The sequence below is a fragment of the Candidatus Nomurabacteria bacterium genome (assembly GCA_023898425.1).
Taxonomy (GTDB): Bacteria; Patescibacteriota; Patescibacteriia; order 2-12-FULL-60-25; family 2-12-FULL-60-25; genus HK-STAS-PATE-2.
On sequence record CP060222.1, the window covers coordinates 172,054 to 192,931 of the forward strand.

Annotated in this window: 31 protein-coding genes and 1 pseudogene; 19 read left to right on the forward strand and 13 right to left on the reverse strand. The window is 42.5% G+C overall.

The genetic code is table 11. The features are described from left to right. Positions 1-16: 16 nt before the first annotated feature. Entirely contained in the window at positions 17-2,104 is a 2,088-nt protein-coding gene (locus tag H6759_00955; protein ID USN52636.1) for an MFS transporter, read from the reverse strand. A 73-nt stretch (positions 2,105-2,177) separates the two neighbouring features. On the opposite strand from H6759_00955, the gene H6759_00960 reads away from it, so the two are divergent. Next, entirely contained in the window at positions 2,178-2,615 is a 438-nt protein-coding gene (locus H6759_00960; GenBank protein ID USN52637.1) for a MarR family transcriptional regulator, read from the forward strand. 49 nt (positions 2,616-2,664) lie between these two features. Here the strand turns inward: H6759_00960 and H6759_00965 are convergent, their stop codons facing one another. Further along, a complete protein-coding gene (locus H6759_00965; GenBank protein USN52638.1) occupies positions 2,665-3,441 on the reverse strand; it encodes a DUF817 domain-containing protein in 777 nt (258 codons plus the stop codon). Positions 3,442-3,539: 98 nt separating this feature from the next. Here H6759_00965 and H6759_00970 point away from each other — a divergent pair, with 98 nt between their 5' ends. Both H6759_00970 and H6759_00975 read left to right on the forward strand, forming a co-directional pair. Beyond that, a complete protein-coding gene (locus tag H6759_00970; GenBank protein ID USN52639.1) occupies positions 3,540-3,749 on the forward strand; it encodes an NAD(P)-binding protein in 210 nt (69 codons plus the stop codon). Further along, positions 3,733-5,190 (forward strand): NAD(P)/FAD-dependent oxidoreductase, encoded by a 1,458-nt coding sequence (locus H6759_00975; GenBank protein ID USN52640.1) that lies wholly within the window; start codon positions 3,733-3,735, stop codon positions 5,188-5,190. The genes H6759_00970 and H6759_00975 overlap by 17 nt, the downstream gene beginning before the upstream one ends. On the opposite strand, the gene H6759_00980 is transcribed toward H6759_00975, so the two are convergent. After that, positions 5,150-6,439, reverse strand: coding sequence for an FAD-dependent oxidoreductase (locus H6759_00980; protein USN52641.1), 1,290 nt, complete (start codon positions 6,437-6,439; stop codon positions 5,150-5,152). The two genes, H6759_00975 and H6759_00980, sit on opposite strands and share 41 nt — an antisense overlap. 90 nt (positions 6,440-6,529) lie before the next feature. Here H6759_00980 and H6759_00985 point away from each other — a divergent pair, with 90 nt between their 5' ends. Beyond that, complete coding sequence (locus H6759_00985; GenBank protein ID USN52642.1) at positions 6,530-7,294, forward strand: MerR family transcriptional regulator; 765 nt, start codon at positions 6,530-6,532, stop codon at positions 7,292-7,294. Positions 7,295-7,345: 51 nt separating this feature from the next. Here the strand turns inward: H6759_00985 and H6759_00990 are convergent, their stop codons facing one another. Then, a complete protein-coding gene (locus H6759_00990) occupies positions 7,346-7,855 on the reverse strand; it encodes a hypothetical protein (protein USN52643.1) in 510 nt (169 codons plus the stop codon). 36 nt (positions 7,856-7,891) lie between these two features. Next, entirely contained in the window at positions 7,892-8,452 is a 561-nt protein-coding gene (locus H6759_00995; protein ID USN52644.1) for a YihA family ribosome biogenesis GTP-binding protein, read from the reverse strand. A gap of 269 nt (positions 8,453-8,721) precedes the next feature. On the opposite strand from H6759_00995, the gene H6759_01000 reads away from it, so the two are divergent. From H6759_01000 to H6759_01050, 11 genes and pseudogenes are all read left to right on the forward strand, one after another. Continuing rightward, on the forward strand, positions 8,722-8,838 hold the full coding sequence (locus H6759_01000; protein ID USN53016.1) for a hypothetical protein: 117 nt from the start codon (positions 8,722-8,724) through the stop codon (positions 8,836-8,838). 246 nt (positions 8,839-9,084) lie between these two features. Next, a complete protein-coding gene (locus H6759_01005) occupies positions 9,085-9,405 on the forward strand; it encodes a hypothetical protein (GenBank protein USN52645.1) in 321 nt (106 codons plus the stop codon). A 3-nt stretch (positions 9,406-9,408) separates the two neighbouring features. Then, positions 9,409-9,615 carry a hypothetical protein gene (locus H6759_01010; GenBank protein ID USN52646.1) on the forward strand — a complete coding sequence of 69 codons (207 nt, stop codon included), beginning with the start codon at positions 9,409-9,411 and terminating at the stop codon, positions 9,613-9,615. A 123-nt stretch (positions 9,616-9,738) separates the two neighbouring features. After that, complete coding sequence (locus tag H6759_01015; GenBank protein USN52647.1) at positions 9,739-10,293, forward strand: NAD(P)/FAD-dependent oxidoreductase; 555 nt, start codon at positions 9,739-9,741, stop codon at positions 10,291-10,293. Then, positions 10,284-10,565 (forward strand): NAD(P)/FAD-dependent oxidoreductase, encoded by a 282-nt coding sequence (locus tag H6759_01020; protein USN52648.1) that lies wholly within the window; start codon positions 10,284-10,286, stop codon positions 10,563-10,565. Before H6759_01015 ends, H6759_01020 begins: the two co-directional genes overlap by 10 nt. Before the next feature lie 165 nt (positions 10,566-10,730). Then, on the forward strand, positions 10,731-10,982 hold the full coding sequence (locus H6759_01025) for an NAD(P)/FAD-dependent oxidoreductase (GenBank protein USN53017.1): 252 nt from the start codon (positions 10,731-10,733) through the stop codon (positions 10,980-10,982). Between the two features lie 24 nt (positions 10,983-11,006). Further along, a pseudogene (locus H6759_01030) lies at positions 11,007-11,395 on the forward strand (SET domain-containing protein-lysine N-methyltransferase). Between the two features lie 26 nt (positions 11,396-11,421). After that, on the forward strand, positions 11,422-11,919 hold the full coding sequence (locus H6759_01035) for an NUDIX domain-containing protein (GenBank protein USN52649.1): 498 nt from the start codon (positions 11,422-11,424) through the stop codon (positions 11,917-11,919). 71 nt (positions 11,920-11,990) lie between these two features. Further along, positions 11,991-12,221: a hypothetical protein gene (locus H6759_01040; GenBank protein ID USN52650.1), complete on the forward strand. Its 231-nt coding sequence runs from the start codon at positions 11,991-11,993 to the stop codon at positions 12,219-12,221. Between the two features lie 5 nt (positions 12,222-12,226). Continuing rightward, complete coding sequence (locus tag H6759_01045) at positions 12,227-12,796, forward strand: hypothetical protein (protein ID USN52651.1); 570 nt, start codon at positions 12,227-12,229, stop codon at positions 12,794-12,796. Then, positions 12,748-13,812 (forward strand): glycoside hydrolase family 3 C-terminal domain-containing protein, encoded by a 1,065-nt coding sequence (locus tag H6759_01050; protein USN52652.1) that lies wholly within the window; start codon positions 12,748-12,750, stop codon positions 13,810-13,812. The genes H6759_01045 and H6759_01050 overlap by 49 nt, the downstream gene beginning before the upstream one ends. Before the next feature lie 115 nt (positions 13,813-13,927). Here the strand turns inward: H6759_01050 and H6759_01055 are convergent, their stop codons facing one another. After that, on the reverse strand, positions 13,928-14,212 hold the full coding sequence (locus H6759_01055) for a DUF2132 domain-containing protein (GenBank protein ID USN52653.1): 285 nt from the start codon (positions 14,210-14,212) through the stop codon (positions 13,928-13,930). A 111-nt stretch (positions 14,213-14,323) separates the two neighbouring features. On the opposite strand from H6759_01055, the gene H6759_01060 reads away from it, so the two are divergent. After that, entirely contained in the window at positions 14,324-14,872 is a 549-nt protein-coding gene (locus H6759_01060) for a hypothetical protein (GenBank protein USN52654.1), read from the forward strand. A gap of 24 nt (positions 14,873-14,896) precedes the next feature. Beyond that, positions 14,897-15,391 carry a peptide-methionine (S)-S-oxide reductase MsrA gene (gene msrA, locus H6759_01065; protein USN52655.1) on the forward strand — a complete coding sequence of 165 codons (495 nt, stop codon included), beginning with the start codon at positions 14,897-14,899 and terminating at the stop codon, positions 15,389-15,391. A gap of 93 nt (positions 15,392-15,484) precedes the next feature. Here msrA and H6759_01070 read toward each other — a convergent pair whose 3' ends face one another. The 7 genes from H6759_01070 to H6759_01100 all read right to left on the reverse strand — a co-directional run bounded on the left by H6759_01070 (position 15,485) and on the right by H6759_01100 (position 20,269). Further along, positions 15,485-15,697, reverse strand: coding sequence for a hypothetical protein (locus H6759_01070; protein USN52656.1), 213 nt, complete (start codon positions 15,695-15,697; stop codon positions 15,485-15,487). A gap of 101 nt (positions 15,698-15,798) precedes the next feature. Then, complete coding sequence (locus tag H6759_01075) at positions 15,799-16,191, reverse strand: cupredoxin domain-containing protein (GenBank protein USN52657.1); 393 nt, start codon at positions 16,189-16,191, stop codon at positions 15,799-15,801. Then, positions 16,184-16,471, reverse strand: coding sequence for a sulfite exporter TauE/SafE family protein (locus tag H6759_01080; GenBank protein USN53018.1), 288 nt, complete (start codon positions 16,469-16,471; stop codon positions 16,184-16,186). The genes H6759_01075 and H6759_01080 overlap by 8 nt, the downstream gene beginning before the upstream one ends. Before the next feature lie 69 nt (positions 16,472-16,540). Beyond that, complete coding sequence (locus H6759_01085; GenBank protein ID USN52658.1) at positions 16,541-17,224, reverse strand: sulfite exporter TauE/SafE family protein; 684 nt, start codon at positions 17,222-17,224, stop codon at positions 16,541-16,543. Between the two features lie 9 nt (positions 17,225-17,233). Next, positions 17,234-19,528, reverse strand: coding sequence for a cadmium-translocating P-type ATPase (gene cadA, locus H6759_01090; protein USN52659.1), 2,295 nt, complete (start codon positions 19,526-19,528; stop codon positions 17,234-17,236). Between the two features lies 1 nt (position 19,529). Beyond that, entirely contained in the window at positions 19,530-19,793 is a 264-nt protein-coding gene (locus H6759_01095) for a metal-sensitive transcriptional regulator (protein ID USN52660.1), read from the reverse strand. A gap of 68 nt (positions 19,794-19,861) precedes the next feature. Continuing rightward, on the reverse strand, positions 19,862-20,269 hold the full coding sequence (locus tag H6759_01100) for an SRPBCC family protein (GenBank protein ID USN52661.1): 408 nt from the start codon (positions 20,267-20,269) through the stop codon (positions 19,862-19,864). Between the two features lie 82 nt (positions 20,270-20,351). Here H6759_01100 and H6759_01105 point away from each other — a divergent pair, with 82 nt between their 5' ends. Beyond that, positions 20,352-20,645, forward strand: coding sequence for a hypothetical protein (locus H6759_01105; protein ID USN52662.1), 294 nt, complete (start codon positions 20,352-20,354; stop codon positions 20,643-20,645). Continuing rightward, entirely contained in the window at positions 20,635-20,874 is a 240-nt protein-coding gene (locus H6759_01110; GenBank protein ID USN53019.1) for a cytochrome b5 domain-containing protein, read from the forward strand. The genes H6759_01105 and H6759_01110 overlap by 11 nt, the downstream gene beginning before the upstream one ends. Positions 20,875-20,878 lie beyond the last annotated feature (4 nt).

Sequence of the window (20,878 nt, forward strand, 5' to 3'; positions counted from 1 at the left end):
AGCCCTAGGGCTATTTTTATGGAGCGATTAAACGGATTTTTATCATACCTTTTTCTTCTTGCGATTGTAGCGCGAGATAAGAATAGGCAAGCTCTGTATCTATGGGTGTTCCCGCAACGGCAAGATATCCATGAGACCAGGGTGATTCTGATAACTCAAGGTATTGAGTGGCTTTTTGTTTTATGCGCTCGATAGCATCTTGCAATCTAATGCTTGGTGAAGCGATAAATGATACGTATAAAGCTTCAGAACGTACATCAATATGAGTAATTTCTGTGTCAGGAAACTCGTGATGTAATTGGAGTAAACTCTTATTAACCTGTGTTAGTAATTCAGCAGAAAACGTTGGGAGAGCTATGTTCGTACCTATCACTGCGTGATATTTAAGGTCAAAGAGAGCATTTGCTGTTTTGCGTAATTCCCAAGATGTCGGTTCGGATTCTGTTAATATTGGTACATGAACTGATGACTGGATAACTTCAGATGGTGGTTGAACTAAATTCGGTATAGTAGCTGGAGCAACAGACTTACGACCACGTATTTCGATACGAGGTAAGAGCGTAGCCGCTAATACGCCTATGCTTACAATGATAGTCGCTGTAGCAAAGACTTCACCCACGGATGAAGCAAAGGCTGTCGCAATCAAATGATTAAAGTTATCTAAATGCGTGGCAAGTGCTGCAGATGATTGACCAGGCATTTGGCTTATTAAGTTCGATAGACGTTCTTTGCCATCTTTGGTTAAAAATTGTGTCAGAGCATTGATATCAACGCCGGTAGGAGAGATTCTCTCAAGTGCTACGTAGACAGAGTTATGTTCAATGCCTGATAAATTTTTTGCCATCCGATCATTTAATACAGAGCCAAGAATCGCTGTGCCTACGGTACCGCCAATCGAACGAAACATTTGTACGCCCGCCGTTACCGTACCAAGCTTAGAATGATCAAATGCGCTTTGGGTGACAATAGTAAAAATCGGCATACCGATACCAAGACCAAAGCCTGATACAATCATATTGATCACGAGGACGGTTTGATTCGTATCTACATTCATACGAGAGAGTAGATACATCCCGCTAGCGGTAATAGCCATACCGAGTACAGCTAAGAGTTTATAGCGTCCAGTTCTTGAAACGATTTGCCCTGTCACGGCACTAGCAACAATGAGACCAAGCATTAATGGCGTGAGAATGAGCCCTGAATACGTGGCGGTTACACCAATCACTCCTTGCGCAAAGAGTGGAATATACATGATTGCACCAAACATACCCATTGATGAGAGAAACACACTCATCGCAGACGCGGTAAAGACTCTATTTTTGAAGAGCTCTAACGGCAGGATAGGCTCTTTGGCATAATATTCAATCAAGACAAAGCATGTTGCTAAAAAAGCAGAAGCGCTGAACAAGCCAAGGATCTCAGGCGATTTCCACGCGTATTGACTTCCGCCCCAAACAAGACCAAGTAAAAGCGTGCCAAGCGTACCGGCTAGCGTTAATGCACCAGCATAATCAATTGAAACCGATTTAATGTCTGGTTTAATTTTAGGCAACAAGATAGCAAGAGCTATAAGAGCCAAGATACCGATCGGGATATTGACATAAAAGGTCCAACGCCAGCTTGCATTATCTGTGAGCCAGCCTCCAAGTAATGGGCCAATAATACTTGCAAGTCCAAAGACGCCACCAATCATGCCCTGATACTTTCCACGCTCACCAGGAGGAAATATATCACCGATAATCGCGAAAGAATTGACCATAATGGCACCACCGCCGATACCTTGAATGGCTCGAAATAGGATTAGCTGTGTCATGTTTTGTGACATGCCAGAGAGAGCGGAGCCCACTAAAAAAATCAGAATACCTAATAAATAAAAGCCACGACGTCCAAAAAGATCTGATAGCTTACCAAAAATAGGCACAGTAATAGTTGATGCAAGCATGTAAGCAGTAAAGACCCAGCTTAAATGTTCAAAGCCATTTAATTCTGAAACAACCTTTGGCATGGCTGTCGAAAGTATTGTTTGGTCTAAAGCCGAAAGCAGCATGGCAAGCATCACGCCACCCATGATAAAAATGTTGCGTTTTGATTCGTTGATAATCATATTATAGGTATTGACGGCGCGACCGTACCAAGTTACACTTTGTTAGTCAAATAGTTTGCATTACTAACTAAATATGCCTATAAGTCCAAAACGCGAGATTACCAAGTTAGCGGACTTGATTTTGGTAACAGGACGCGCCATCAAAGAGTCTCCTACGGGTGACGAGCAAGACCCGCTGGCTATGGGGCATTTTAAAGTATTACGCTATATATCTGAGCAAACACTACCAACGATGCGAGATGTAGCTGAAGCTTTACGTATCACGCCACCAACAGCAACGGTAATGGTAGATAGTTTGATTACTAAAAAGTATGTGCGTCGTAGCATAGATAAAAAAGATCGCCGTCGTATACTTTTGCGAATGACTTCTGCGGGTCAGGCTATTCTCGTTGAGCAAGAAGCCTGTTTTAAAAAACGCGTAACAACCATTTTATCTTGTTTAAATACAGATGAACGCAAGCAATTTGAAAGCATTCTTATTAAGATCACTTCAAGCGTGGTTAAAAAGTAACGTAAGCGTACACAAAGTCAAAATCTAGATTGGAAGCTATGCTGACGCCTTATTGGCGGTTTTGTTTTGCGTGCTTAAGGTTTGCGATCAAGATAACGCTGATAATGACTAATAGAAACCAAGAACTAATCTTGTGTAGAGAGACTATGCTCCAGGCAATATGTTGGTCAGGATATTTCCAGGCGCCTAGATAAGTAGAGATATTTTCTGCAATCCAGATAAAAAAGGCGATGAGTAAAAACGAAAGCGAGAGCGGCATACGTCTTTTTTTATCCGTGACGATAAATGCTACCCAGGTTTTTCTATAGATATAAAAGACTCCGAAGATGAGAATCCAGCGAATGTCTTGTACAAAATGATTCGTAAAAAAGTTGAGATAAATAAGCGCACTTAAAACAGCAGAAGCAAAATAAGGGACGGGTCCTGTGAGGTTTAGCTTCATGATTCGCCATGATTGGCTGATATAGCTTCCGATAGCGGCATACATAAAGCCGCTAAAAAGTGGGACGGTGCTGATTCTAAAGATGCCTGGTTCAGGATAAGACCATGAGCCTACCCATGGTTGGGTTTTATAAAGTTCGAGACACAGCCCTAAAATATGAAATAGGGTGATGGTTTTTATTTCGTCTTTTGTTTCAATTTTTGTGTAATAAAGTACTACTTGAAGGGCTAACGAAGCAAGAAATAAAAAGTCATATCGATACAGAGGGCCCAAAGGTAAGTAATTTGAAAGGAAAAGGAGGATGAAAAACGAGCCAGCAAAAATAGAAGCGCGGGTTTGTTTGAGTCCGAAGATCCAGAATTCAGTTAAAAGCCCTTTTTGCATAGAAAGATATTATCATAACGTCTGATGGAGGTAGGAGTGACAGATACTTGACCATTATCAGATTTTTGCGGGTGTTTGTGGTAAAGTGTGTGTATTCTATGGCGAAAAAACACAGCACAACAGCGTTAACCGCTGAACAAAAGCAAGCGCAAGACGCTCGTTATGCAGAGGGTCACGATTATGATTACGTTATTATCGGTAGTGGTAATTCGTCATTGGTAGCGAGTTCACTATTGGTAAACAAAGGGTACAAGGTCTGTATTCTTGAGGCTCATGATATCCCGGGTGGTTATGTTCAGTCATTTTAAGATGGGTGAATATTATTTCTGTGGTCAGGTCCACTATATTTGGGGCTGTGGGCCAGGTGGTAAAATCTACGAATTTCTGAAACATGTTGGCTTAGAAAAAGACATTACGTTTGAATTATTAGATCCAAAAGGATATGACGTGATGTCGATGCCGGACGGCAAGCGTGTTGGTATCCCTTATGACTTTGAGAATTTGGTAAAAAATATTGAGGAGGCCTATCCTGGACAAGGTGCGGCTGTAAAGAAGTTTTCAGATATTATGATGAAGGTAAGAAAAGAATTTTCTTACTTGCCCGCGCGCGCTTGGACGATCAAAGACTATGCAACCATTTGGTACAAGGTTTTGAGCTTGATTAAATATCAAAATGCGACCGTACAGCAGGTGTTTGATGAATGTGGCGTTGCTCGTGAATCACAAGATGTATTAATGGCTGGCGCAGGTGATTTTATGGAATGCGCAGACAAACTCTCGTTCTTTGCTTTCGCTGGTCTTTTTGGCGGATACAATACTGGCGCTTACTATCCAACGAAGCATTTTAAATACTACGTTGATCGTTTAGTGCAATTTATTACCGATAAGCCTGGTTGCCATATTTATTATGAAACTGAGGTAACAAAGATCGTTACAAAAGACGGTAAGGTTCAGCATATTGAAACAAAAGACGGTAAGGTCTTTAAGGGTAAAAACTATATCTGTAATGCTGATCCAGCCTTGGCGGCGAAGCTCATTGTTGGTGAAGACTTTCCTGCTGAATATAAAAAGAAGCTCGATTATGAGTATTCTCCATCCGGTCTCATTATCTATCTTGGGTTAAAGGATATTGATTTACGAAAGTATGACTTTGGTAGTTTTAATATCTGGCATCAAGAACAATGGGACATGAATAAGACGTGGAAGGAATTACTTGGTGGTAACTTTACGAATCCTTGGGTCTTTTTGTCGACACCAACCTTGCATAGCGATGCTCCTGGTACGACCCCAGAAGGCGGTTCTATTCTTGAGATAGAAACTCTTGTTGATTATCAAGAGATGAAAGACTTGATGAATAAGTCTTATACAGATTATCTTAAGCGTAAAAATGAAATCGCAGACAAGCTTTTGGACATCGTTGAAAAAAAGTTTATCCCGGATCTCAAAAAACATATCGCTGTTAAAGTTGTTGGGACCACTACAACAAACGAAGACTTTGTCATGGCACCACGTGGTAATGCATACGGAGCAGCGCTTTATCCAAAATATCTAAAAAAGCGCCTCTTTGGGACGACGCCATTTAGCAATTTCTTTTGGTGTAATGCTACGAGTGGTTGGGGCGGTATCTATGGCACAACAAATACAGGTATGAAGTTGTACACACAGCTCACTGGTGATGACTTCTACGTAGATGTAAGTGACGAGCAACTTATTGCTGAGTTACCGAAGTATTATCCAGATCAATTTTAATACGATCAGCTAATCGTTGACCGTAGCGAAGCGCGCCCTCTGTCCAGAGGGCGTTCATGTAATCCCCGCAAAGATAAAGGCAGTTCTTACCTTGATGATGCTCTAAGTAGTTTTTGACGAGCTTTTGATGACCTAAGCTAAATTTTGGCATCGCATAGTCCCAGCGTTGAAGATCAAGTAATGAAAGCTGATCTATTGATGACAGCCAATCTGTAACACGAGCAAGCTCAGTTCGAACAATGTTTGATATTTCTACATCTGTTTTTTTCATGAGGGATTTTGCTGCGTCTTCATGAAGCCAGATCGAAACGAGTGATTGATCACCGATAATGCAGTCTTCGCCCTTCATTGCTTGGTTGGAGATACTTGCGATAATGGTGCTTTCTACATACGGCACCCAGGTCACACCTCTTTTTGGCGCAAGATCTTTTGGGAGTTTAAAGGTGAGACTGATCGTTGCTGCGAACTTGCTGTTTTCTAGGAGGTGGGTTGTTTCTGGTGTTGGTTCTTTGATAAGCGTAAGCGCAATCGGTGCTGGAGCCGTCATAATGACGGCATCAAATGATTCGGTAGAGCCGTCTTTTAAGGTAATAGATTTACCTGTGACGGATGCAACTTCAGTGGATGTTTTTACGTTGAGTTTACTTGCAAGAGCATTTGGTAAGGCAATCATACCGCCTTTTGTACGATGAAGATTCCATAGAGGGCCATCGCGCTTGATAGAGCTCATGATAGCTAAAAAAGGAGCGATGCTTATTTCGTCAGCACGATGAAATTGATATGCGCTGGTAAAGCCATCAACATAATACTGCGTCGCCTCTTTGCCGAGCATTCTATCAGCATAGTGTTTGGCATTTTCCGTATCATGATCAGCGATAAGATTGAAGTTAAAAAGCTCATCAATCTTTTTCATGGTGAGCGCATGCCAAGTCATTCGTAGTTTACTAAAAAAACCAACGCCTTGTGCAAGGCGAGTTGTTTGATGATTTTTTATAATCCCGTACTTATCAAATGCCATTGGTTGCCACTCAATACCGAACTCTTTGCAATAATCCTTCATATGAAGATAGAGGTTGCAAAGATGATCAGCGCCGATATCAAAATGGAAACCCTCGATCACACGTGTGGACATGCGTCCTCCTACGAGTGCTTCTTTTTCGTAAACCGTCACATCAAAGCCTGCTTTTTTGAGTTCATATCCGGCGGTAAGACCTGAAATACCCGCGCCAATAATCGCAATACGTTTCATATGGTCACACTGTAGCAAATAGAAGCTTTTCTGGCAGTATCGAAAGCCTTGACATTGACGTAACGTCAAGGTTTATGCTAGTCCATGGTTATGATGTATACCGTAAACCAATTGGCAGAAAAAGCCGGCATTACACCAAGAGCCTTGCGTCACTATGATCGCATTGGCCTCTTGAAGCCTGCCGAAATCGCCAAGAACGGTTATCGCCAGTACAGCGAAAATGAATTGATCCGTCTGCAGCAGATCTTATTTTTTCGCGAACTCGATTTTCCGCTCGAAGAGATTCAGAAGATGATTGATCATCCTCGTTTTGATCTCGCAGACGCCTTTCGTTATCAGCGTGGCTTGCTAGAGCTAAAGCGCAAACGATTAGGTGCAATTATTAAATCTATCGACACTACTCTTACATCTATGCAAGATGATAACATTACTGACCAAGAACGTGATCTTTACGGATCGCTTTCTGATGAGGAAATCAGACAATATAAAAATGAAGCAAAAGCCCGATGGGGCGGCACGGATGCTTATAAACAATCGCAAGAACGCTATGCAAAATTCTCTAAAGAAGAGATTGCTGAAATAAAAGAAGCGGGCGAAGTACTTTGTCGTGAGTTAGCCGATGCCGTTGAACGCGGTATTGCGCCAGAAAGCGATGAATTTCAGGCGCTTGTCCAAAGGCATTTTGAAGGTATCAATGTTTTCTACGATTGTTCGATGGAGATCTATCGTGGTCTTGCTGATATGTATTTACAAGACGAACGTTTTGCTGATTACTATCGCAAATTCCATCAACATCTTCCTGAAAAACTTGTTGAAGGTATGCGTTTTTATGCTGATAAAAAAGAAGGTAAATAACGTGATGAACAAAATACCACACCGATTTATTCGGTGTGGTTTTTAGCAGGGCTAGCTCTTGAGAGAATTGAAAGCCGAGTAACAAGTATCTGTAAGGTCGGAGTTGATGCGTAGAGCAGGAGCCTCAGTATCTATCATATCCTTTATGTACTTTTCTCCTGAAAATCCAGTTTCTACGCCGATCGCAATACGCGCTCCTTGGTTGAGAAAGCGTTCAAATACACGCCCCCACTCGATGCGTGTTGTTTGGGCGTAACTTCGTCGACAATCATGTGATGCCTCGCGTGACATCCAAAACAGTACAACGCCGTATTTGCAGGCATGATTCAAGTGTAGACGCTCCCAATCGACTTGCGCTTTGTAGTCGCCGTGCCACGGATCAGATCCTCGAGGGTTAGCGATAGTCGGTTGTGGCTTCATAGCCAAGAAAATACTGATAGCCTCCGCCTGCCAATTTGGCGCATTTTTGATAGGACCAGCCAAAAATATTAGGGGAGTTGTGCCGAGATTTTGGCGATAAGAAGGTACGGTAATAACAGGTGAGTCCGGAACCGTGAACATCAGAATTCTCCTTTAGTAAGAGTATCTTTCGTTAGCTTAAAGATGCTTATCAATTAAATCAAGAACATCTCCTTTACCCAAGGTCTTTGTGCTTGAATGCATAACGACATTGAGTCCGGCATAACTTGCCTCAAGCTCTTTTCTTAGTTTTAGTTTTTCTGAGTGCGTAAGTTTATCCACCTTGTTCGCGATAATCGCAAATGGAATTTTCTCGGCTTGTAAAAACGAAAGCATTTGTTGATCGAGTTCGGTTGGACCGAGTCGCGCATCGATAATCACAAAGACCAGTTTGAGGAGGGGATTGTTTTCGAGATAGCCACCAATCATGTCATCAAAAAAGTAGCCTGCGGTTTTTCGGCCCTTGGCATAGCCATAGCCTGGGAGGTCAATCAAAAAATAGCGTTTGTCGACATCAAAGACATTAATCGTGCGCGTACGTCCTGGGGTAGAGCTTGAGTGCGCTAATTGCTTTTGACCAGCGAGGTGGTTGATAAGTGAGGACTTGCCAACGTTAGAACGACCAATAAAGGCAATTTGTGGTTTATTGCCTTTTGGGAGGTGTTCGGTGGTGGTGCCACTTTTGACAAACGTAATCATGAGGGCAGGCTAGCAGTTATTGAGCAAAAGGACAAAAAAGTAGCCACAAACAGGGTTCGAGGCTACTTAGATAGTCGGAAAAGAGCAAAATAGTTCGTGCTATTTCGTTAACGCGCGTTCGGACGAGTAGGCAGCGTACGTAGCAAAATAATATCTTCTGGTAGGTAGAGATTATGCGTTTTTGCAGGTCATATCGAAGGCTCTATTTTACTACCAATGGGGGAGTTAGGGGCGAAAATTGATGATTTGCAAAAGAAAAAGACCAGCTCATTGTTTTGCACTGTGCCGCAGGGCGAAGATCTGCATTGTCCGCAGAAGATCTACAAAATATGGGCTATACGAACGTCAAAAGTCTTGAGGGTGGTTTTAATGCCTGGCATGAGTAATAGGTTGATTTATTGTTGGTGATAGGCTATTCTCATCCGGCAAAAGAACAGATAGGGGCGTCGTATAATGGTAGTACATCGGTCTCCAAAACCGCTAGCGCGGGTTCGATTCCTCCCTCCGCCCTGCCAAAAAAATCCACGGATTTGTCCGTGGATTTTTTGTGTGGGTTTTTACGATGATTCAGGGTCTAGACCATGACTCTATGTTGTCGCCAAATATTGTTTACGGTTGTATAGTAATCTTATATGAATAAATCTATTGCGACTCTTGCTGGACTTAATGCCACGGGCACTACGCTTTATATCGCGCTTGTTGCGGTGTTTCTTTCTCATGCATCTCAGGTATTTGGATCAAAGGCAGAAGGCACCGTGATTATTCCGGTTGCGATGCTGCTTTTGTTTGTGCTCTCAGCTTCAGTCACGGGCTCGCTTATCTTGGGTCGACCTATTCTTTGGTATCTTGATGGCAAAAAGAAAGAGGCTGTTTCACTACTGATGGCGACAATAGGTTTTTTGTTTGGTTTTACCGTTTTTGCTTTTGCAATTCTCGCTTGGATGTCAAGATAGCGTATGAATAAAATTCTAAAGCTCGTGAGACAATTTTCGATCGCCTTAGGAATACTCCTTATTTGGCGAGGGCTATGGTATGCGCTCGACTATGTCGACAAGATTTTCTTTAACGGTAATAGTTTTTTTACCGTCGTTGGAGGTATTATTATCGGTATACTTATTCTCTATCTCCCTGATGGTGACTTAAAAGAGTTAGGTAAACTATAAGACATTGCTTGATGATGCTCTGCGCTAATAATTACCATAGGATTACTCGAGAGGGTGATTTTCGTATGATAGAGAAAAGCGTACTCCTTTAATTATGTATTAACCCGTGATAGTGTCCCTGAAATGAAAGTTGCGATTATTGGCGGGGGAGCTGCAGGGCTTATGGCGGCAGCGGCGTTGATGGAGACGAATCCTTCAGCGGATATTTGGTTGATTGAAAAAAATAATGGGTTAGGCAAGAAGGTGATTATTTCTGGTGGAGGACGATGCAATGTCACAACAGGTATTCGCGATATTCGAACGGTTCTTACAAAATATCCTCGTGGGACAAAGTTTTTATCAAAAGCGATGTATGCTTTTTCGCCTGAGGCAGTTTATAGCTGGTTTGAGGCACATGGGGTACCGATGAAGATTGAAGAGGATTTGCGAGCTTTTCCGCAGTCGAATAATGGTGAGGATGTGGTGCGAGCCTTCGAAGATCTCTTTGGTGATTCAAGTGTTCGCATTATGCTAAAGGCGCAAGTGACTCATGTAGAAAAAGATTCAGCTGGCTATAAGATTTCTTTTAAGGATGACCAAGCGCCGATAATCGTCGATAACGTTGTTTTAACAACAGGCGGTCAAGCCTATCGTCACACAGGTTCGACGGGGATGGGTATGCGTTTGCGATGGAGTTAGGTCATACAATCACGCCACTTGCTCCAAGTCTGAATGCGTTTACGACAAAAGAACAATGGCCAAAAACCATCTCAGGACTATCATTCGAGCAGGCGACTTTTACTGCACATCGCGAAAAGAAAACCACGTTCACGGGCCCATTTCTCTTTACGCATCGCGGCGTGAGTGGTCCAGCGGTTTTTGCGCTTTCGTCACTTGTTGCCTTTGAGCCTTATGGTCCGCAGGAGCCGCTCTCGGTAACGATAGATTTGTTTCAAACGAAACATCCGTAGAATTATCTGCACGTCTTATGACGGCTGTCACCAATCATCCAAAAAATCGATAGCGAATGTGCTTGATATTCTTTTGCCAAAATCGTTGGTGCAAGTTGTTTGCCAAGAGACAGGAGTCTTGTCTGATCGTCGTGCCAATGAAGTTTCAAAAAAGAATTCGCCGAAATAATCACCTGGCTCAAAAATATCCCGCTCACCGTGATTGGTCGCGATGCCGGTGATGAGTTTGTAACGGCTGGTGGCGTGAGTCTTGATGAAGTAGATCCGAGCACGATGGAATCTAAAATTTCTCCAGGCCTCTACTTTGCTGGAGAGATCCTCAATATCGATGGTTTTACAGGCGGATTCAACCTTCAGGCTTCATGGGCAACAGGGCATTTAGTAGGGGAGAGTATTGGTAGGTCTGCCATTAGATAATCGCGAATTACCAAACGACATAATATGAACGCAATTATTCCTCCGGCAATCGAGATCAAATATATAGAAGCGATACAGGGTTACGGCGTGTTTGCGACGCGCAATTTCAAGAAAGACGAACTTATTGAAAATGCCCTGTTATTTCTTTATCCGAAGAAACCTTTACCTCTTTGGATTCGACCGAGTTATTTAACTACTACTTTGGTTGGAATGCAGGGGCTGCTATCGCACTTGGTTACGCTAGTTTGTATAATCATTCGTTTCAAAATAATGCTACGTATCTACAGGATTATGAAGCTGGTGTCTTACGTATCACCGCAAACAAAGCTATTCAAAAAGGTGATGAGATTCTAGTGGATTATACTCGGGGCGATACGAGTGTTAAGCTTTGGTTCACGCCCAAGAGATGGTGAAATTATTATATAAACAAAACACTCATATGAACGAAGAAATACTAGATTTGGTGGATGATCAAGACCAAATAACCGGTCAGCTTTCTCGAAGAGAAATTTACGAACAGCGGCTCCATAATTACCGCGTTTTTCATGGATTTGTCGTAAATAAAGAAGGCAATATTTGGATCCCACGTCGCACAGCCACAAAAAAGATCTATCCGAATGCATTAGACTATAGTGTAGCAGGACATGTTGAAGCTGGAGAATCTTACCAAGAGTCATTTTTTCGTGAAACGAGCGAAGAGCTGAATATTGATCTTCGGGTTATTCCGTGGCGTGTACTTGGTAAATTGACGCCAAACGAAGGTTCGCATTGTTTTCAAATGGTCTATGAAATCACTTTAGACAGCGATCCAGATTATAATACGGACGATTATTCTGATGCGAGCTGGATGAGTCCACAAGAGATTATTGATCGCATTGAAGGCGGAGAGCTTGCAAAGACGGATATCGTTAGCACAATTAAGAGGTTCTATCTCTAAGAGTTTTTAGGTAGCGGACATGATATAGTCCAAACAATATGTCAAAAGTCAGCAAGGCTCATTTGAGAGAGATGAAAAAAATCATTTTAACAGTCATTACCGTGGGGCTGGCTGGGATGATGTTCTCTTTTGCTCTTGCGTATTTTGAGCTCTTACCGAAGACTCGCTCTGAACAGTACGTGGTGTTTTGTCAGAGCGGTACATGTCATCCTAAAGATCTTCCTTATCAAGATCATGCACTTTCTTTTGATGAAAGAACAGATGATCTTTTGAGTCGGATGACGACGACAGAAAAAAAATAGGTCAGTTGGCATTGGTTGAGAAGAACAGTATTCATAACCCCGAGGACATTGCGAGATATGGACTTGGTGCGCTCTTGAGCGGTGCTGGTGCTAAACCTGAGTCGAATACGGCTGAAGGTTGGTTTCAGATGGTAAAGGATTTTCAAGAGCAGGCAACAAAGACGAGATTAAGTATACCTTTGTTTTATGGTGTGGATGCGATTCATGGTCATACCAATGTGCCTGGAGCGACCGTTTTTCCGCATGCGATTGGTTTAGGTGCGAGCAAAGACGCTGATCTTGTTAGAGATATTGCTTATGCGACCGCCAAAGAAGCTGCTGCAACAGGAGTTAACTGGGTTTATTCTCCTAATGTAGATATTGCGCAAGATATGCGTTGGGGTCGTGTTTATGAAACGTTTGGCTCAGATCCATCAAACGTCAGCACTCTAGGCAAGGCTTCTGTAGAAGGAATCCAATCTTTTGATAATGAGGGTCTAAAAGTAGCTGCGACGGCAAAGCACTATCTAGGCAACGGAGCGACGGAGTGGGGAGCTCAACGAATAAAGATTTTAAGATCGATCAAGGAAATGTAACGCTTTCGGATATTGCGTTACGTCAGACGCAGCTCACACCTTTTCGTGCGGCGATCGAGGCGAATGCACAGTCGATAATGGTTGGCCTTAATCAGTGGAACGGAGAAAAAGTTATTTTTAATAAATATCTTTTGACGGATGTATTACGAAATGAATTGGGTTTCAAGGGTTTTGTTGTTTCTGATTGGTACGGGGTTTATGAAAATGAGACGGATAATTATCAGGCGCTTGTAAAAGCAATAAATGCAGGTGTTGATATGGTGATGCTTCCGTTTGATTACAAAACGTTTTCTAATGATATGCAGCGCGCCTTGAAAAATGGCGACATCAGCAAGGAGCGACTAGATGAAGCGACGCGTAGAATCCTAAAAGCAAAATTTGAAACTGGTTTATTTGATGGAGTATTGCTAGAGCAAGCTAGTGATATCGGCACAATAGAACATAGAGCACTTGCTCAAAAAGCAGTAAGCGAATCACTTGTCTCGCTTAAAAATAACAAGGTTGTTCCGATCTCTAAGAAAACGCCGAAGATTTTTGTTGCTGGGTCTGCGGCGAATAATATCGGGATGCAATCTGGAGCGTGGACCGTTGAATGGCAGGGGATTGATGGTAACTGGATTCCGGGGACCACAATCCTTAAGGGTATTCAGGATAAGGTTTCATCATCAACAAAAGTTGAATATAGCCTTGTGGCAGATTTTGCCGAGACGTCTGGATTAGCAGATATAGGGATCGCCGTTATAGGAGAGCGCCCGTACGCAGAAGGCTGGGGAGACATTGAGAGTCCAACGCTTTCTTCAGAAGATTTGATGACAATTGCTAAGCTTAAACGTGTTAGCAAGAAAGTGGTGGTTGTTATTGTTTCTGGTAGACCGTTAAATATCAAAGACTTTGTGAAAGATTGGGACGCGGTCATCGCCGCCTGGCTCCCTGGAAGTGAAGGACAAGGAGTTGCTGATGTACTGTTTGGGGACAAACCTTTTGTAGGGGTATTGCCCATCATTTGGGACTTATAAAAAGGTCTACATTCTCATAAAAACCTCCGTAAATACGGAGGTTTTTATGAGTTGTTCATGTCATGGTTCTCATATAGCTATACGGTAACGGTAGCATTGCGATAGCGTAAGATGGTTAATCGAGCTCAATTGGATCAAGCGGTAAATCTAGCGGGTGAACCTCGTTTCCGGTGGCCATGAGATAAAAGGCTTCTACCTTTTGGCGAGCCCATGGAGTTTTGCGTAAAAACGTTAGACTTGAGTTGATGCTTGGATCTGTCTGAAAACAGTGGATTTTGACGCGTCGACCCATCTCCTCCCAGCCGTATTTATCAACGAGGAATTCAAGAATCGCTTTCAGGGTTTTGCCATGAAGTGGATCTTTGGATACGTGGGGAGTTGAGGGTGTTGCAGGGGTCATGAGTGGCAGGCTAGCGTATTTTGTTGTTTTTCACCAGCGAGCACCCCTAACACAGGTTTCTAGGGTGTATTGCTGTTAAAGGCTGTCGTCACGTGATATTCTCTGCGTGATATGCATTTGATTTTAGTCATCGGTCATCTATTCGGTGTAGCTATCGGTGCTGGCGGAGCATTTGTAAGCGATGCGCTCTTTTTGCGCTCAGCGCGTGATAGAGTTTTATCTGATGATGAGATCAAGCTATTAAATACCGCAGGTGTGATGGTTTGGCTCGGATTAGGGTTATTGGTATTGTCAGGTATTGCGATGTTTCTTGCACGTCCAGAAGAGTTGCTAAACTCAGTCAAGTTTATCGCGAAGATGAGTATCGTGCTCGTGATCATTTTGAACGGGATTGTGTTTCATACCTATCATATTCCGCACATGAAGCGTCATGCAGGTAAAAATATGCCTAAGTCATCGACATTTAAAAAACGGAGCAGCTTTATGCTGTTATCAGGATCTATATCTGTTACTTCTTGGCTCTGCGCGGTGCTATTGGGCGCATTACCATCAGTGCCGTTTACACTTGTGCAGACGCTTGGGCTTTATTGTGGGCTTCTCATCATCGTGGGTATTCTGACACAGTTATTTCGGCCATTTATTCTGGGTATTCGTCATTAGGTGAGTAGGTGTTATCCTTATTTTATGTCTACAACACAAACAGCGATATTAGCGGGCGGATGTTTTTGGGGGATGGAAGAGCTTTTTCGTAAACTTCCAGGTGTTATTGATACCGTTACAGGATACACCGGTGGCGAAAATGAACACCCTACCTATCAGAATCACCCCGGTCATGCAGAAGCATTAAAAATCACCTTTGATCCTGAAAAGACAAATTATCGTGCAATGTTGGATTTCTTTTTTCGTATTCACAATCCAACCACGTTAAACCGCCAAGGTAATGATATCGGTACATCCTATCGTTCGGCGATCTTTTATCTTGATGAGACACAAAAGAAAGAAGCAGAGGATTTTATTGAGCTCGTAAACAAATCAGGTAAATGGGAGGATCCTGTTGTGACTTCGCTCGAGCCATTTAAGAGCTTCACAGAAGCAGAACCCGAACATCAAGATTATTTACAAACGAACCCTGGCGGATATACCTGTCACTTTGTTAGAATGGAGAGCTATCTGAAATAAAAAATATCCGCCTATAAGATGGATGTTTTTTTATTCTCACATGCTATTAGCCGATTCGTGAACGTATATATTCAACGGAGGTGCCGCTTTCTTTTAGGAGTTTCTTAAAATCTTCAGCCGTCCAACCGGGGTAGTTTTTTCTAAATCCGGGTTATCTAGATTATTACCTTCAGCCCAGTCAGCTAGGTCGTTAAACATACTATCGACGTCGTCCATTCTGCCCAAGAAGCGCACCATCTGTGCAAGTTCATGCGCTTTAATCTTTATGGATTCCTCAATGCTTGGAGCTTCGGTAAAGGATGGCATTTTTTTCACTCATACGATGTTAAATAGTTCAATGATTAATATTCTTTCTCTATAATATCTTGTGTAAGATGATGAGACAAGAATGTCAGAGCAATGCATTTTTATTTAAATGCAATAGTAAAGTAATACATCCCCATAGAACAAAGACCTTTTACCGTTGTTCCTGATTTTTGCGGAGGAATATCAATAGCTGTTATTCCTGATGGAGGAAGATTCTCTCGAATACCTAGACTCGGGATAGTAAAGGCCGTTGAGCAATCATAACTACCATTCGTGGTGATATTGATTGTTGTAGGGGTATCAGCATTTGCTTCGGTTAACCTAGGTGTATAGCCGCCCTTCGCTGTAATAGCGATCGTTTGTTTGTTGTTAGCATAGACAACATTGTTTTGTGTTGCTGTATTCGTTGTTGTTGGGCTGCTGGTTGCGAGGGCAATGAGGCCGCCAACGGCTATAACGGTTGTGAGGATTGAGCCGATAAGAACTTTATTCATAGTAAAGCAGTGTCAGGGTAAAGAATGGATCAATGATACCAGCGCCTACAAGCGCGCTCAATAAATTAAAGATTGCGAAGAAGATAACAACAAGTCCAACGGTTTTAAAGAAAATACTCGATTGACCTTTATTGTGAATGCCTAGTGAGCTAAAACTTAATAATGCTAAAACAGGGAGTGTACCAAGAGCAAATGCGAACATGGTTAAGCCTCCTTTAAAAAAGCTTCCAGTCGTTAAGGTGTAGAACTGCATAGACTGAGTAAATCCACACGGTAGAATAAACGTAGCTGCTCCAACAAGAAACGGAGTGAGTGTATGATTTGTCTTTTAAGAGTATTCGCCTTATTGCTAAGTGAACTCGGCATAAAGAGTTGCAAACGTTTTACCCAAGGAAAAACATCTAAAAGATTGATACCTAGAACTAGCAAGAACAAATGCAACGAATATTCCTAATACCAGTGATGTTGTTTGGTTAAATTGCACAAAAGCACCAAGTGCTCCAATAATACCACCAAAGAGAAAGAATGAAACAAGTCGGCCAATATGAAACAATATTTGCGGTTTTGTTTTATCGCCTTCTTTTGCAAAGTTTGCTGATAGAGACAGTACTAGTCCACCAACAACGGCCATGCATGTTGAAACCGAGGCGATAAGCCCTACGAAAAATGCGGTACCATAAGTGACTTCACTTGTATTCACAAGATTTACGATGCCGAGTTTTTGAAGCAAGATGAAGCCAAAAATGAAGGTGAGCGCAACTGGTATTGCGATAGCAAAATCAGACCAAGAGACAGGTTTTATTGTAGGGTTTAGACTAAGCGTATAACCAAGAGGTTTTAAGATTTCTGAGAGTTCTGGTAATAGCTCCGCTTCGCTTTTATCTCCAAAGTCGCCCGTGACTTGAATGCTATTTGTCTTTAAAGATGTTTGTACATTAGTGATCTGAGGCATCTCTTTAAGCTCGTTTTGTGTTAACAGGATGCAGGACTGACAATGAAGTCCATCCACGTGAAAGGTATAGGTTTTTTGCATAGCGATATATTAGAGTTTCTTTGTTTTTAATCTCAAGGAATTACCAACAACCGAGACGCTTGATAATGCCATCGCGAGCCCTGCAAATACAGGGCTTAATAACCAGCCAAAGAGGGGATAGAATAGGCCACTCGCAAGAGGAATACCAATGATATTATAGATAAAAGCCCAAAAAAGATTTTGCTTAATACCGGTCATGGTTATTTTTGATAAGCGAATAGCTTTCACAATTTTTGAGATATCGCCATGAAGCAAGGTGATGCCGGCTGTTTCGATAGCAACGTCTGTACCTGTGCCCATCGCAATACCAATATCTGCTTGTGCAAGTGCAGGTGCATCATTTACGCCGTCTCCTGCCATAACCACTACGCGACCTTGTCGTTGTAAGGATTTTACTTTGGTGAGCTTTTCTTCTGGAAGTGCTTCGGCAATCACTTCGTCGATCCCTACCTCACGAGCTATCGCTTGAGCCGTATTTTTCATATCGCCCGTCACCATGATGACTGTCATGCCTAATTTGTGTAGATCTTTGATTGCCTGCGTAGCCTCTGGCTTGATGGCGTCTGCTACATATACGGAACCAAGGAACGCGTTATTTGTTGCAAGGAATACGGGCGTTTTACCATCCGTTGTTTCTTTTTCGATAATAGCAAAGTCTAATGTATGACCTAGGTCGACCATGAGCTTTGTATTACCAGCAAAATATTCGACGTTATCAATTGAGCCTTTGAGGCCTTTGCCCTTTATGATTTCAAAGTCTGTAACCTTTGTAATGGGTGCGTTATGTGTTTTTGCGTAGCTTGTTATGGCATAAGCGATAGGATGCTCAGATTTTTGTTCTAATGTCGCGAGAATGCTGATGAGCTCTGCTTCTGGTTTTGTTGTTTGATTGTAGACGGTTACGACCTCGGGCTTACCTTTGGTGATTGTACCGGTTTTATCAACGATAATCGTGTCTGCTTTATGGAGTTTTTCGAGAGTGGCGGCATCTTTAATCAGGATGCCTTCTTTCGCCCCTTTACCTACACCAACAATAATAGCGGTAGGTGTAGCGAGCCCAAGTGCACAAGGACAAGCGATTACAAGAATCCCTACAAAAGAAGTGAGTCCAAACGTTAGTGCTTGAGAAAATCCTAATGGGCCGGTGCCAATAATGAGCCAAGCGGCGAGAGTGATAACAGAAAGAACGAGCACAATTGGCACAAATACAGAAGAGATTTTATCAGCAAGCGCTTGAATGGGAGCGCGACTGCCTTGAGCTTCTTGCACCATGGTAATAATTTTTGCGAGCAGCGTTTCAGAGCCGATTTTTGTCGCTTTAAAGGTAAAGGTTCCGGTGGTGTTTACCGTTCCAGAGATGGCGGTGTCGCCGGTAGTTTTTTGAATCGGCATTGATTCTCCAGTAATCATCGATTCATCTACATAGGATTCACCTTCTGTAAGGATGCCGTCGACAGGGATATTTGAACCTGGTTTTACGATAATATGATCTCCTATGACTACCTCGTTGATAGCGACTTCTTGTTCTTTGCCGTCACGAATTACGAGTGCTGTTTTTGCTTGAAGATTGAGGAGTTTTTCGATCGCATCACCGGTTTTTATTTTTGCGCGTGCTTCGAGATATTTACCGAGAGTGATAAAAGCGATAACAACGATAGTGGCATCAAAGTAGAGATGTTGAACATCTAAATAAGGTTTGAGCGCTTCTGAAAACAGAACGAGGACCAAGCTATAAACATAGGCAACGCTCGTACCAATACCGATCAACGTATCCATATTGGCGTTGCCATAACGCACGAATCGGTAGATCCCCAGTAAATAAGGCTTTCCTACAACAAAGAGCGCATAGGTCGCCATGAGTGGCATGAGCTGATGAAAGGCCATCTGGATGAAGGTATTTGGTGCGGGGAGGGCATTGAATTGCGCTAGGATACTCCACGTCATTTCTATGATACTAATCACCGCTAATGGCAAAATTGAGTAGACCATTTTTTTCATCGAAGATATTTCTTTGAGTTTATCTTCTTTGGATTGCTTGAGCCCTAAATGCGCCGCATGTTCATCAGTTGACATGTTCATGGATTCTGCAGTAGGCATCGAAAAAGTATAACCCAGCGGTTCAATCGTAGAAGAAAGCTTTTCAAGCGTTGTTTTGGATGGATCAAACTGAATAGCGGCTGTTTCGGTGCCATAATTCACTTGAGCAGCATCAACGCCATCTGTTTTGTTTAGCGTTTTTTCAATGGTAATCGCGCAAGATGCGCAGTGCATGCCTTTGATAGCAACGGTTTTTTTATGGTTCATATTATTTACGTTTTAGTTGGTAAACCTTTAAAATTTCTGTAATGGCTTTTGATTCTTTACCTTCTTTGATTTGCTTTAACGCACAGCTCGAAAGATGATTTTCTAATAAAACATCTTCGATGCTGGAGAGAGCGCTTTTTACGGCAGATGTTTGTGTGATGATGTCGATGCAATAACTGTCATTTAAAAGCATCTCCTGTAGGCCACGTACTTGGCCTTCGACAATTTTTAATCGACGAATAAGTTTTTCTTGATGTGTCTTCATGAAAAAAGCATACCCCCTTGGGGGTATGCTTCGCAACTTAGCGCTGGGGATAAGTAGTGATTTTACTACTAATTATTCTCAACGTACTTTTTGAAATTATTCAAAATAGCTTGCCAGCCATTGCGTTGCATTTCTTCAGGGTTTTCTTTTTCTGCATCAAAGGTGGTGGCGATGGTGGTTTTACCGTCTACCTCAGAAAAATCTGTTTCGGCTACGCGTCCATCAGCCATTGTATAGGTAATACGCTCGTTTGGGATAACGACCGTATAGGTACCGCCAAAGTTAAAGCCTGAGCTACCGTCTTTTGCTTCCATGCGAGAAGAGAAAACACCACCGACGCGTAGATCGTTTTTTGCGAGTAGACAAGTCCAGTCGTCTGAAGCGTGATTCCAAAGCATGATGTGGTTTGGATCGTTGTAATAATCCCATACTTTTGAAAGCGGAGCGTCTATTGTCGTGTGTATGGATAGTTTCATAATTTAATGTGAAAGATATTTACGTCTAATTGCGTAATAGATTTATTGACGGTGATTAAATCGCTTGACATCATCCTAGCATATGCAGAAAAAACAGTACTTAACCCTTGGAATACTTACCGTATTTTTCGTAGGCGTCGGAGCTATTCTCTTTTTTGGTCGTCCAGTGATTCGTATGCAGAATCAGGCAGTCTTTGATGAAAGCGCGCCGGTAGTAGCTACAGACACGGATACGAATGAGGCACAAACAGTAGCTGATGCGATTGAAGAAGCTGTATCGGTTCCCGCTTCTGCAAAGGATCTCCCTAAGGAGGACCCAAAAGTTGAACCAACGACGCCTATCGCTAAAGCACCAACACCTGTAGATCCAAATTAGCTATACATTGGCGGATGTTCAAGCTCATAGCTCACCGAGTAGTTGTTGGGCCGCTATTAACGGAAGCGTTTATGATCTCACTACTTGGATCGATCGCCATCCTGGCGGTGCATCAAAAATTAAAAACCTTTGCGGAAGCGATGCTAGTTCAAACTTTGATCGTCAGCATGGAAAGAACAAAACTGCACAAGCAGCGCTTATTTTGCTCAAGATTGGTACGCTAAAATAGGCCT

What these genes read in the sequence shown, in the direction of transcription:
- H6759_00955 (USN52636.1), bottom strand. Translation starts at nt 2,104, where the DNA reads ATGATTATCAACGAATCAAAACGCAACATTTTTATCATGGGTGGCGTG.
- H6759_00960 (USN52637.1), top strand. Translation starts at nt 2,178, where the DNA reads ATGCCTATAAGTCCAAAACGCGAGATTACCAAGTTAGCGGACTTGATT.
- H6759_00965 (USN52638.1), bottom strand. Translation starts at nt 3,441, where the DNA reads ATGCAAAAAGGGCTTTTAACTGAATTCTGGATCTTCGGACTCAAACAA.
- H6759_00970 (USN52639.1), top strand. Translation starts at nt 3,540, where the DNA reads ATGGCGAAAAAACACAGCACAACAGCGTTAACCGCTGAACAAAAGCAA.
- H6759_00975 (USN52640.1), top strand. Translation starts at nt 3,733, where the DNA reads ATGTTCAGTCATTTTAAGATGGGTGAATATTATTTCTGTGGTCAGGTC.
- H6759_00980 (USN52641.1), bottom strand. Translation starts at nt 6,439, where the DNA reads ATGAAACGTATTGCGATTATTGGCGCGGGTATTTCAGGTCTTACCGCC.
- H6759_00985 (USN52642.1), top strand. Translation starts at nt 6,530, where the DNA reads ATGATGTATACCGTAAACCAATTGGCAGAAAAAGCCGGCATTACACCA.
- H6759_00990 (USN52643.1), bottom strand. Translation starts at nt 7,855, where the DNA reads ATGTTCACGGTTCCGGACTCACCTGTTATTACCGTACCTTCTTATCGC.
- H6759_00995 (USN52644.1), bottom strand. Translation starts at nt 8,452, where the DNA reads ATGATTACGTTTGTCAAAAGTGGCACCACCACCGAACACCTCCCAAAA.
- H6759_01005 (USN52645.1), top strand. Translation starts at nt 9,085, where the DNA reads ATGAATAAATCTATTGCGACTCTTGCTGGACTTAATGCCACGGGCACT.
- H6759_01010 (USN52646.1), top strand. Translation starts at nt 9,409, where the DNA reads ATGAATAAAATTCTAAAGCTCGTGAGACAATTTTCGATCGCCTTAGGA.
- H6759_01015 (USN52647.1), top strand. Translation starts at nt 9,739, where the DNA reads ATGAAAGTTGCGATTATTGGCGGGGGAGCTGCAGGGCTTATGGCGGCA.
- H6759_01020 (USN52648.1), top strand. Translation starts at nt 10,284, where the DNA reads ATGGAGTTAGGTCATACAATCACGCCACTTGCTCCAAGTCTGAATGCG.
- H6759_01035 (USN52649.1), top strand. Translation starts at nt 11,422, where the DNA reads ATGAACGAAGAAATACTAGATTTGGTGGATGATCAAGACCAAATAACC.
- H6759_01040 (USN52650.1), top strand. Translation starts at nt 11,991, where the DNA reads ATGAAAAAAATCATTTTAACAGTCATTACCGTGGGGCTGGCTGGGATG.
- H6759_01055 (USN52653.1), bottom strand. Translation starts at nt 14,212, where the DNA reads ATGACCCCTGCAACACCCTCAACTCCCCACGTATCCAAAGATCCACTT.
- H6759_01060 (USN52654.1), top strand. Translation starts at nt 14,324, where the DNA reads ATGCATTTGATTTTAGTCATCGGTCATCTATTCGGTGTAGCTATCGGT.
- msrA (USN52655.1), top strand. Translation starts at nt 14,897, where the DNA reads ATGTCTACAACACAAACAGCGATATTAGCGGGCGGATGTTTTTGGGGG.
- H6759_01070 (USN52656.1), bottom strand. Translation starts at nt 15,697, where the DNA reads ATGCCATCCTTTACCGAAGCTCCAAGCATTGAGGAATCCATAAAGATT.
- H6759_01075 (USN52657.1), bottom strand. Translation starts at nt 16,191, where the DNA reads ATGAATAAAGTTCTTATCGGCTCAATCCTCACAACCGTTATAGCCGTT.
- H6759_01085 (USN52658.1), bottom strand. Translation starts at nt 17,224, where the DNA reads ATGCAAAAAACCTATACCTTTCACGTGGATGGACTTCATTGTCAGTCC.
- cadA (USN52659.1), bottom strand. Translation starts at nt 19,528, where the DNA reads ATGAACCATAAAAAAACCGTTGCTATCAAAGGCATGCACTGCGCATCT.
- H6759_01095 (USN52660.1), bottom strand. Translation starts at nt 19,793, where the DNA reads ATGAAGACACATCAAGAAAAACTTATTCGTCGATTAAAAATTGTCGAA.
- H6759_01100 (USN52661.1), bottom strand. Translation starts at nt 20,269, where the DNA reads ATGAAACTATCCATACACACGACAATAGACGCTCCGCTTTCAAAAGTA.
- H6759_01105 (USN52662.1), top strand. Translation starts at nt 20,352, where the DNA reads ATGCAGAAAAAACAGTACTTAACCCTTGGAATACTTACCGTATTTTTC.